The following is a 10,161-nucleotide window of genomic DNA, read 5'->3' as shown; positions in this document are numbered from 1 at the left end:
CTTACTTTTGGCCTCCGTATAGCCAATGCCTGCTAGAGCAGCACTTGCAGCAATACCACACCCCGTTATTTCTTCCTGGATGACTGGTTCCATATCTCTACCAATTAACGCCCCGCGCATGCGCGCGAACTTGTGAGCGTCGCAAGGGCCGAAGGCCCTGAATGACGCGGATTGTTATATTTTTTTATACTGCAAATCTCTTGGCTACGTTGGCAACACGCTGCCCCAGATATTGTGCAGTTACTAAATCGACTACATTTAGTTCGCCATCTTTAGAGTGTGCAATTAAACCAGATTGAGCGCCAAGCCTGTTACGCCCTTCGGCATCACAATTACCTGGTATATCTAAACTTGCCCATAACATGCCATGTTGGTTAGCGAAAATTTGCATGTATTGAATGGTGTTTAACTGATCACCACTCAGATTTGAGCCAATGGTAAAACCACTAGCAATTTTATTAGACCAAGCTTTCTCAGCCCAAAGATCACCCGTTGCATCAGCAAAAGCTTTGAATTGTGCCGAAACACAACCCATAAATGTAGGTGAACCGAAAACCATTGCATCGACATTGTTAAGTTGCTCTATCAGGGCTAAGTTTTTAAAACGTCCATCAACAATATCCGTACCCACAATTTCAGCAAAAACAACATCAACCTCAGAGACAGAACGAATGCCCGAAGCTACTGCTTCAGCAAGTTTCATTGTAGTACCTGATGCTGAGTGAAAAATAATGGCGACCTTTACCACTTAACTATCCTTAAAAAATATAACGCCAGAATTAAGCCGTGCCGCGAAGCGGCATCGGCTTGAATGATTTGTTAGGCCGCAGCTTGCGATATGCCAGCGATGCCAGCAACGCACCTACCGCCCACGCGACAAGGGTCTTGGTACCGAAAGTGAGCTGGCCCGCCAGCCCCATTGCAAGAGGCGCTGCGCCGAGGAACGATGCGAGTGCCCAAGCAGCGTCCGCTTGGAACAAGCGAAGCACGACGATGTGGATAAGCAGCGCCACAAGTGCGGCTCCAATCCCGAAGACTACGACGGTCTCCCAAAGTGCCCACGGTGCCCACGGTGCCCACGACGGCATCACGAATGCGTTGGTGTAGCCAAGCGCGACGACGGATGCGAAGTAGGTGGCAATGGCCGACACCACGCCTGCGACGATGCTCTTAAGTGGTCCTTGCATGATCCTCTCCCTGCGGCCTAACGCTTGGCACACGTGCCGGTTTGGAGCCGCAGCGCGGCGGAAAAGCGGTCACCGTGCTGCCACTGGTTATATCTCGTTTGCACGACAAGATGAAACATAGTCCCGCCACTCCCCAAGAATACGACGGCGGGAATCCAACTCTTTTGCATGCTGTAATGCGTGAAATGTTTCTATGTACTTGCTTCGAATGCTCGTGAAGAGTTCATTCTCGAACTGTTCTTGAAACCACTCCCGCTCCTGACTCGTTGGCCCTTCCAGAAGTTCTTCAATCTCCTCGATGTAGTCTGGCTGTGCCCAATTAGATGAGTGCCACATGTCTTGCTTGGGCATTGGCCGCGAAAACAGATAGGGGAGTAGGTAAATGTTGCTTAACATCGTATCCAGCAGGTATCCCCGCGCTTTCCCCAGAGACCCCACCCGGTAATAGGCCAACGCAGCATATAAGAGAAACGCGGGCTCACCAACGTCATCCGGGAACTCCTTCTCGAACCAGTCCAAGAACTCGACTGCTTTTTCTGGAGCACCGCTAAGCACAAAGTAAACGCACACCCGGTAGCGTTTCCCTGAGCCGTCCGAAATAGCGCCGAATTTCTCCCTTTCTTTGAGGAGCTCTCGTCGCGCACGGTTAGCGCGGTCTCGGTATTTCTTCTGTTCATCGGTTAGCACAGATCTACCTCAAGAGATATAACAGTGTGATTATATAGCCCACTACATAACCCCAATAACTGAGCGATCACAGTCATTGATGTTATACAGCCTAAAAAACCACCTAACCTATTGATTTTAAAAAATACTCCATTAGATCAGGCTACATATCCCCTATTATCGTGCCCGCTCGTTTTGCCTGTTTAATCATACTCTATTCATAAAATCTGCTTAGGTCACCTATCTGGGGAAAATTTTTTCGTGACTTGGGTGGCTGTATCGGCACCGCGTTGCGGTGCTTCGCGGGTGCCTCGCTTTGCTCGTTACGCCGCGCTACGGGGTTGGTGGCGTTATCGTTGTTGGAGGCGTTGTCGTTGTTGGTGGCGCTGTCGGTGTTGGAGGCGTTATCGTTGGATTGGTGGCTTGATCGTCGCGCGCTGAAGCGCCCTCCCACGTCACACATCCTACACCCCTCATTTCCCTCAGCTCCATCGCATCCCCTTTCCCCTTTCCCAACATCTTTCATCTCTCACATGGTGCATCCTCGGCATCTGCTGTCTCACCTTTCCCCTCGCTCTTGCTGCTGGCCTTCTTTTGCAAAGCAGCTTAGCCTGCTAACTCAACCAGTAAGGGTGTGCGATGCAAGAGACGACGAGGCGGCAGCGGGTGGCGGGTGGGTTGTTGTTGCTGGGGCTGTTGGTGCAGGTGGTGGGCTTTACCGGGGCTTTCGCGGCGGCGCAGGGGGTGAGCTATCTGCTGTGGGCGGCGGTGGTGTTGCTGTGGCGGGATATTCCTCGGCGTTCGCGGCGTCAGGCGGGGGTGTTGAGCGCGCTGGGGGCTACGATGCTGGTGGTGGCGCACTCGGTGTATGGCGCGGCGGTGAATTGGCCTGTCATGCTGCAGGGCAATGTGTTCGTGGCCACCATGCTGGTGGGGGTGAGCTTTATTTCCCTGATCGGCACCCAGGGCAACAAGCGTGCGCCGGGCAGGCGGTTGACGGGGGCGGCGGGCGTGCTGCGCACCTGGCTGGGGGTGCATTTTCTGGGCACCATTCTGAACCTTTCCACGGTGCTGATGGTGGGCGACCGGCTGGCGCGGCGCGGGCCGCTGACTACGCCGCAGCTGTTGGCGTTGAACCGGGGGTTGAGCAGCGCGGCGCTGTGGTCGCCGTTTTTTGCCTCCATGGCGGTGGTCATCGCCCTGGCGCCAGAGGTGCAGTACGCGCAGATTGCCGTGGTGGGGTTTCCGTTGGCCATGCTGGCGGGGCTGTTTACCACCTGGGAGCTACGGCGGCGGTTCGATTTGCGCGAGGTGGATGGCTTTTCGCTGTCGCCGCGTAGCCTGTTCATGCCTGCGGGCATGGCGGCGCTGGTCATGCTGTTCCATGTTTGGCTGACGCCTGCGCTGAGCATCGTCAGCATCATTACCTTCCTGATTCCCGGCGTGGCGTTGCTGAGCAACCTGCCTGCGGGGCCGCGCTTTACCCTGCGCCGTTTGCGTCAGCACACCGTCACACGGTTACCGGCCATGCGCGGGGAGATTTCACTGTTTCTGGCGGCGGGCTTACTGACCGTGGGGCTTTCCACGCTGGTGGCCGCAGCGGCAGGCGATGCGTGGACGCTGTTTGCGCGGTTTGGTGCGCCCCAGGCCATGGCCAGCTTTGCAGCCATTGCCCTGAGCGCGCTGGTGGGGCTGCACCCGATCATTGGGGTGTCGGTGCTGGCCTCGGTGCTCAACCTCAGCGGTGCGGAGCAAACCCTGTTTGCGTTCGTGGGGTTGAGCGCCTGGGCGGTGGGTACCAGCGTGGGGCCGCTGTCCGGTATCAACCTCTCGTTACAGGGGCGTTATGGGGTCAGTGGCTACCAGATGATGAAGAACAACCTGCCTTATGCGGCGCTCATGAGCCTGCTGTCGCTGGGCGCGATAGCAGGCTTGAGCGCCTGGCTGGGCCTGTAGCTCAGGTTTCGATGATCTTGTTGGGGAAGCGGTAGAAGTAGCGGTGGCCACACTGGTGGCAGGGCTCCAGCCGGGCGACTTCGTTGAGCATCACCTGGGCGTCGCAGTGGGTGCAGGCCATCAGGCCGGGGGCGGCGATTTCGCCTTCGCAGTAGTCGGCACGGGCGGCTTCCAGGTCGTCTTCGAAGCGCTCCCGCTCGACAATGCTACGGTCGGCAATAGAAAGCAGCGACTCTGCCACGCGGCGGGAAAGCCGGTCCAGGTCGATGCCCAGCCAGCTGGCTACCTGCTTGCCGGTATCGGCCATGTAGTAGCGCATGTCTTTCAGGTCGCGCTCTACCCAGGCGCGCAGCAGGGCCAGCTCGTCTTTGGTGTACTCTTCCAGTTCGGCTTCAAAGGCAACGGCGTCGTCCAAATCCTTTTGCAGGTTTTCCCAGGTGAGTTCGTTGGCGCCATCCTGCATGCGTTCCAGCAGGCGCTCGTAGCCTTCACGAAGGCGATGATCGTTATGTTTTTCCATGGGTCCTCTCCTTTTGTTGCCACAAGTGCTGCCTATCATCGGCTAGCCGTTCAAGGATACACCGGCATAGGATACAATCGACGTTACTTATCTGACAGTCGTCATCCACTATTCACTTTGCGCCCTTTTTTGGGCGAATGACCCCAAGGCCTTGAAAACACCGATGGACGCACACTACAGCCCCCGTGATATCGAACGTGATGCTCAGCAGTACTGGGAAAAGCACCAGTGCTTCAAAGCCGTAGAAGACGCCAACCGCGAGAAGTTCTACTGCCTATCCATGTTCCCCTACCCCAGCGGCAAGCTGCACATGGGCCACGTGCGTAATTACACTATCGGCGACGTTGTCTCACGTTTCCAGCGCATGCAGGGCAAAAATGTCATGCAGCCCATGGGGTGGGATGCCTTCGGCATGCCGGCAGAAAATGCCGCCATCCAGAATCAGGTGCCGCCCGCCAAGTGGACCTACCAGAACATCGATTACATGCGTAATCAGTTGAAGGCACTGGGGTTTGCCTACGACTGGAGCCGTGAATTCGCCACCTGCGATACCAGCTACTACCGCTGGGAGCAGTGGTTCTTCACCAAGCTGGTGGAGAAAGGGCTGGTCTACAAGAAGATGTCCACGGTGAACTGGGACCCAGTCGACCAGACCGTGCTGGCCAACGAGCAGGTTATCGACGGCTGCGGCTGGCGTTCCGGTGCGCCGGTAGAGCGCAAGGAGATCCCACTGTGGTTCCTGAAGATCACCGACTACGCCGATGAGCTGCTGGCGGATCTGGATAACGTCGAGTGGCCTGAGCAGGTCAAGACCATGCAGCGCAACTGGATCGGCAAATCCCGTGGCGTCGAGCTGAGCTTCGATATCAAAGCCGCCGATGGCAGCGCCTGCGAGCCGCTGGCGGTGTACACCACCCGCCCGGACACGCTGATGGGCGTCACCTACGTGGCCGTGGCCGCTGGCCATCCGCTGGCCAAGCAGGCCGCCGAGCAGAGCAGCGAGATGGCTGCGTTCTGTGAAGAGTGCGCCAAGGGCGGCACTTCCGAGGCGGAAATGGCCACCAAGGAGAAGCTGGGCATGGCCACCGGCCACAAGGCCATCCATCCGCTGAGCGGTGAGGAAGTGCCCGTATTCGTGGCCAACTTCGTGCTCATGGAGTTCGGCACCGGCGCGGTGATGGCCGTTCCCGCCCACGACCAGCGCGACTGGGAGTTTGCCACCAAGTACGGCATCGAGCTGAGGCCGGTGGTCGCCAACGAGCACGGCAACACGCCGGACATCTCCGAAGGCGCTTACACCGAGCACGGCACGCTGATCAATTCCGGCGAGTTCGACGGCCTGGAGTTCCAGGCGGCGTTCGATGCCATTGCCGCCAAACTGGCCGAGCTGGGCCGCGGCGAGGTGAAAACCAACTACCGCCTGCGCGACTGGGGCATTGCCCGCCAGCGCTACTGGGGCGCGCCGATTCCGGTGAAGTACGGCCCGGAAGGCCAGACCGTGCCGCTTTCCGATGATGAGCTGCCGGTGGCCCTGCCCATGGAAGTCACCGTGGATGCCTCCGGCTCGCCGCTGAAGAAGATGCCCGAGTTCTCCGAGCTGGGCGACGGCTGGGTGCGTGAAACCGACACCTTCGACACCTTCATGGAGTCTTCCTGGTACTTCGCCCGCTTCTGCTGTGCGGATAACCACGAGGCCATGCTGGACGAGCGCGCCAACTACTGGCTGCCGGTGGATCTCTACATTGGCGGCATCGAGCACGCCATTCTGCACCTGCTCTACGCCCGCTTCTTCCACAAGCTGCTGCGCGATTTCGGCATGGTCGATTCCGACGAGCCGTTCCAGCAGCTGCTTACCCAGGGCATGGTGATCGCCGAAACCTTCTACCGCATCAAGGATAACGGCGGCAAGGAGTGGTTCAACCCGGCCGATGTGGAAGTGCAGCGCGACGAGAAAGGCCGCCCGCTGAGCGCCGTACTGATGAGCGACGGCCAGCCGGTGGAGATGGGCGGCATCGAGAAGATGTCCAAGTCGAAGAACAACGGCGTCGATCCTCAGTCGATGATCGACAAGTTCGGGGCCGACACTGTACGCCTGTTCATGATGTTTGCCGCCCCGCCCGAGCAGTCGCTGGAGTGGTCCGATTCCGGTGTGGAAGGCGCGCACCGCTTCCTGAAGCGGATCTGGCGTCAGGTCACCGAGCATCTGGCGGCGGGCACCCCCGGCACCCTGAACGTGGACGCGCTGAACGACGACCAGAAAGCGCTGCGTCGCAAGACCCACGAGACCATCAAGAAAGCCAGCGACGACATTGGCCGCCGCACCACCTTCAACACTGCCATTGCCGCCGTGATGGAGCTTTCCAACACGGTTGCCAAGTTCGACGACAGCTCTGAGCTGGGCCTGGCGGTGAGCCGTGAAGCGCTGGAAGCCTGCGTACTGCTGCTGGCCCCGATCACCCCGCACCTGTGCCACACGCTGTGGCAGCAGCTGGGCCACACCCAGCCTGCCATCGAAGCGCCGTGGCCAGCGGTGGATGAAGTCGCCCTCACCCGCGACAGCATCGAGCTGGTAGTACAGGTGAACGGTAAACTGCGCGCTCGCCTGGAAGCCCCGGCCAGCGCCGACAAAGCCGCCATCGAGAAACTGGCGATGGAGAGCGACAACGTCCAGCGCCATCTGGAAGGCAAAACGGTCCGTAAAGTGATCGTGGTGCCGGGCAAGCTGGTCAACATCGTGGTGAGCGGATGAATCGACGTCACTTCCTGACCCTTGGCAGCGCCGCCTGTGCGGTGGCGCTACTGGGCGGCTGCGGGTTCCGCCTGCGCGGCACCGACTCCATGCCCAACCTGCCGCCGCTGGCCCTGGAGGGGGATGCCAACAGCACCCTCGCCCAACAGCTGCGCACCCGCCTGCAGCAGCTGGGCAGCGAGGTGGAAAACGGCGCGCCCTGGCGCGTCACTCTGGGCACCCCTTCCCTTCAGGAGCGGCGCATCGGGACCGATGGCCGTGCCAGCCGTGAGCATGAGCTGACGCTGAGCACGTCGCTATCGGTGCAGCAGCGGGAAACCAATGCCTACGCCCTGAACAACGCCACGCTGAGTACCAGCACGCGAATTCGCGTCAGCGATGACGACCTGCTGAACCGCGAGACGCTGTTCCAGGAAGCCGAGCAGACCCTGACTCGCCAGCTGGCCCAGCGCATCGTCGAGCGGTTGGCCAACCTCGAGGCGCTGCGGTGAAGGTATTTGCCGACCAGCTGCCTGCGGCCCTGGCCAAGAAGCTGCCCAAGGCGGTGATCGTGGCGGGAGACGAGCCGTTGCAGCACCGCGATGCCTGCGATGCGGTACGTGCAGCGGCGCGCCAGGCCGGTATCGAAGAGCGCGAAGTGCTCGATGTGGAGCCCAACTTTGCCTGGGGGCGGCTATTGGAAACGGCCAGCAACCTGTCGCTGTTCGCATCCAACAAGCTGCTGGAGCTGCGCCTGGGCAGCCACAAGCTGGGGCAGGATGGTAGCAAGGCGCTGGCCCAGTACGCCGAACTGATAGAGGGCAGCGATGACCTGCTGTTGATCAGCATGGGCAAGGTCGATGCCAAGCAGCAGAAGTCAGCCTGGTTCAAGGCGCTGGACAAGCACGGCCTGTTCGTGCCGGTCTGGCCGGTTGATGCCTCGCGGCTGGGCTACTGGCTGCGTGACCGGGCGGCCCTGCATGGCCTGCAGCTCGACCTGGATGCCGCCAGGCTGCTGGGCGAACGTACCGAAGGCAACCTGCTGGCCGCCGACCAGGAGCTACAGAAACTGGCGCTGATGCACCCGACCCAGGCCCGCCTGGGGGTCGAAAGCATCGCCCAGGGCGTGGAAGACAGCTCGCGTTTCGATGTCTTCAACCTGGCGGATGCCTGCCTGAAGGGGGAGCCCAGCCGTGCCTCGCGCATCGTCAACGGCCTGAAAAGCGAAGGCGTGGAAGCGCCTATCGTGCTGTGGGCACTGACCCGCGAGCTGCGCACTCTGCTCTCGCTGCATCAGCACCTGGATCAAGGGCAGAGCTTCGAGCACGCCTGCAAAAGCCAGAAGCCGTTGATTTTCGACAAGCGCCGCCCGGCGTACCAGAAAGCCATTCAGCGGCTGCCCATGAAGCGGCTGCACAAGCTGTTGCTGATGGCCCAGCGGCTCGACCTGGCCGTGAAAGGCGCCTCGCCGGTGCCGCTTTGGGCGGGGCTTCACGATCTGGCCATGAGCATGGCAGGCGCCCGGGGCATTCTCTCGGAAACCCCCTTGACCTACCGGATTAGTGCAAATAATTAGCACTTTGCCATTTTGCCTTAAATCTCATGATGTTTGTTTCTATACTATTGATTCAAGCGCTAAAAACGCTTGCTCCCCGACCAGTCTAAGGAAGAAGACGATGAAAACAGTGCGTGCTTACCTCGCGACCCTTTTGATTGCTGCGTTAGTGCTGGCCAGCCTGCCCGTCGTGGCGGCCCCCACCGCCCCTCAAGGTATGGATCTGGTATCGACGCAGTCTGTTTTAGCAGGCGACCGTGCCGGTGCGGACCGCGAGCGCATCAATGAAATCCTCGCCCGTGCCGATGTGCAGGATCAACTGCTAAAGCAGGGTGTGAACCCCGCCGATGTGGAAGCCCGTGTGGCGGCGCTAAGTGATGCAGAAGCCCAACAGATGGCCAAACAGCTGGAAGAACTGCCGGCCGGTGCGGGCGTGATCGGAGCCCTGTTTGCGGTCTTCATCATTCTGCTGATCACCGACATTCTCGGGTTGACCGATGTCTATCCGTTTACCCGCTAAGCGCCTCGGCCTGCTCCACCGCTTGTTCAACGCCCGCACTGCGGGCGTTTTAGCGTTGGTCGTGCTGCTTGGTGGTTGTGCCCGCGCCCCCGTGCTGCTGGAAAGCACCCAGCGCGACCTGCCGCCGCAAACCGAGCTGCAAGACGTGCCGTTCTTCGCCCAGACCGAATACCAGTGTGGCCCCGCCACTCTGGCCATGGTGTTGACCCATGAAGGGGTGGACACCAGCGTCGATGAGCTGATCCCCCAGGTGTTCATTCCGGGGCGGGATGGCAGCGTGCAACCGGAAATGCTGGCCACGGTGCGTCGCCAGGAACGGCTGGCGATCCCCATTCGCGCCACCATGGATGCCCTTCTGGGCCACCTGGCGGCGGGTGATCCGGTAGTGGTCATGCAGAACCTGGCGCTGCCCGCCTTCCCCATGTGGCACTACGCGGTGGCCATTGGCTACGACCTGCCCAATGAAACGCTGTTGCTGCGTAGCGGCGAGATCGAGCGCCATCGCCTGTCGTTCAGCCGCTTCGATGCCACCTGGGCGCGCAGCCAGCGCTGGGGGTTCGTGGTCAGCCAGCCGGGCACGCTGCCCGAAGGTGTCACGGCGCGCAATGCGTTAGAGGCCATTAGTGCCTTTGAAGAGCAGCACGGATCAGAGAAAACGCTGAGCAGTTGGCAGGCATTCAGTGAACGCTTCCCGCACAATCCTACAGGGCAATTTGCGCTAGGCAATGCGCTGTATGCCGATGGCCAGCCCGAAGCCGCCCTGGCCGCCTTCGAAACGGCCACGAGCCTCGACCCGGAGATGGGTGCTGCGTGGCTCAACCTGGCCATCCTGCAGTTTCAGCAAGCGCGCCTTGCAGACGCCAGAGCATCGCTTACCCAAGCCGCTTCCCTTGAAGGCGAATGGCAGCCCCGGGCTAGACAGCTTTTGGAAACGCTATGACATCGCCCTGAAGAGTCGTGGGAGGAAGCTTCAACTCGCGACGGTGCTGAAATGCACTCGTGGGAGGGAGCTTCAGCTCGCGGCAGTGG

General features: G+C 60.1%; 10 protein-coding genes. 6 read left to right on the top strand and 4 right to left on the bottom strand.

The window, feature by feature from the left end; genetic code table 11:
- Positions 1-184 precede the first annotated feature (184 nt).
- The 3 genes from B7L72_RS05025 to B7L72_RS05015 all read right to left on the bottom strand — a co-directional run bounded on the left by B7L72_RS05025 (position 185) and on the right by B7L72_RS05015 (position 1,874).
- Positions 185-748 carry a flavodoxin family protein gene (locus tag B7L72_RS05025; protein WP_081192946.1) on the bottom strand — a complete coding sequence of 188 codons (564 nt, stop codon included), beginning with the start codon at positions 746-748 and terminating at the stop codon, positions 185-187.
- 31 nt (positions 749-779) lie between these two features.
- Positions 780-1,187 (bottom strand): hypothetical protein, encoded by a 408-nt coding sequence (locus B7L72_RS05020; RefSeq protein ID WP_081192945.1) that lies wholly within the window; start codon positions 1,185-1,187, stop codon positions 780-782.
- A gap of 87 nt (positions 1,188-1,274) precedes the next feature.
- The gene (locus B7L72_RS05015) at positions 1,275-1,874 is read right to left on the bottom strand and encodes a hypothetical protein (RefSeq protein ID WP_081192943.1); all 600 of its coding nucleotides are present in this window, start codon (positions 1,872-1,874) and stop codon (positions 1,275-1,277) included.
- Between the two features lie 618 nt (positions 1,875-2,492).
- Here B7L72_RS05015 and B7L72_RS05005 point away from each other — a divergent pair.
- A complete protein-coding gene (locus tag B7L72_RS05005; RefSeq protein WP_081192939.1) occupies positions 2,493-3,809 on the top strand; it encodes a hypothetical protein in 1,317 nt (438 codons plus the stop codon).
- Between the two features lies 1 nt (position 3,810).
- Here B7L72_RS05005 and B7L72_RS05000 read toward each other — a convergent pair whose 3' ends face one another.
- Positions 3,811-4,329 (bottom strand): zinc ribbon-containing protein, encoded by a 519-nt coding sequence (locus B7L72_RS05000; RefSeq protein WP_039179834.1) that lies wholly within the window; start codon positions 4,327-4,329, stop codon positions 3,811-3,813.
- A 163-nt stretch (positions 4,330-4,492) separates the two neighbouring features.
- Here B7L72_RS05000 and leuS point away from each other — a divergent pair, with 163 nt between their 5' ends.
- The 5 genes from leuS (at position 4,493) to B7L72_RS04975 (ending at position 10,072) form a co-directional block, all read left to right on the top strand.
- The gene (leuS, locus tag B7L72_RS04995) at positions 4,493-7,078 is read left to right on the top strand and encodes a leucine--tRNA ligase (RefSeq protein WP_081138959.1); all 2,586 of its coding nucleotides are present in this window, start codon (positions 4,493-4,495) and stop codon (positions 7,076-7,078) included.
- Positions 7,075-7,569, top strand: a complete 495-nt coding sequence (locus tag B7L72_RS04990; RefSeq protein WP_081192937.1) for an LPS assembly lipoprotein LptE — start codon at positions 7,075-7,077, stop codon at positions 7,567-7,569. The genes leuS and B7L72_RS04990 overlap by 4 nt, the downstream gene beginning before the upstream one ends.
- Positions 7,566-8,633 carry a DNA polymerase III subunit delta gene (gene holA, locus B7L72_RS04985; protein ID WP_081192935.1) on the top strand — a complete coding sequence of 356 codons (1,068 nt, stop codon included), beginning with the start codon at positions 7,566-7,568 and terminating at the stop codon, positions 8,631-8,633. Before B7L72_RS04990 ends, holA begins: the two co-directional genes overlap by 4 nt.
- Before the next feature lie 100 nt (positions 8,634-8,733).
- On the top strand, positions 8,734-9,132 hold the full coding sequence (locus B7L72_RS04980; protein ID WP_081138954.1) for a PA2779 family protein: 399 nt from the start codon (positions 8,734-8,736) through the stop codon (positions 9,130-9,132).
- Positions 9,110-10,072, top strand: a complete 963-nt coding sequence (locus tag B7L72_RS04975) for a PA2778 family cysteine peptidase (protein WP_081192933.1) — start codon at positions 9,110-9,112, stop codon at positions 10,070-10,072. The genes B7L72_RS04980 and B7L72_RS04975 overlap by 23 nt, the downstream gene beginning before the upstream one ends.
- Positions 10,073-10,161 lie beyond the last annotated feature (89 nt).

This window comes from Halomonas sp. BC1 (genome assembly GCF_002078135.1).
In the GTDB taxonomy this organism is placed as follows: domain Bacteria; phylum Pseudomonadota; class Gammaproteobacteria; order Pseudomonadales; family Halomonadaceae; genus Vreelandella; species Vreelandella stevensii.
This window is presented reverse-complemented; position numbering and strand designations above follow the sequence as displayed.

Excerpts from the sequence above, each read along its gene's own strand:
- B7L72_RS05020 (WP_081192945.1), bottom strand. The coding sequence starts at position 1,187 with ATGCAAGGACCACTTAAGAGCATCGTCGCAGGCGTGGTGTCGGCCATT.
- B7L72_RS05005 (WP_081192939.1), top strand. The coding sequence starts at position 2,493 with ATGCAAGAGACGACGAGGCGGCAGCGGGTGGCGGGTGGGTTGTTGTTG.
- B7L72_RS05000 (WP_039179834.1), bottom strand. The coding sequence starts at position 4,329 with ATGGAAAAACATAACGATCATCGCCTTCGTGAAGGCTACGAGCGCCTG.
- leuS (WP_081138959.1), top strand. The coding sequence starts at position 4,493 with ATGGACGCACACTACAGCCCCCGTGATATCGAACGTGATGCTCAGCAG.
- B7L72_RS04990 (WP_081192937.1), top strand. The coding sequence starts at position 7,075 with ATGAATCGACGTCACTTCCTGACCCTTGGCAGCGCCGCCTGTGCGGTG.
- B7L72_RS04980 (WP_081138954.1), top strand. The coding sequence starts at position 8,734 with ATGAAAACAGTGCGTGCTTACCTCGCGACCCTTTTGATTGCTGCGTTA.
- B7L72_RS04975 (WP_081192933.1), top strand. The coding sequence starts at position 9,110 with ATGTCTATCCGTTTACCCGCTAAGCGCCTCGGCCTGCTCCACCGCTTG.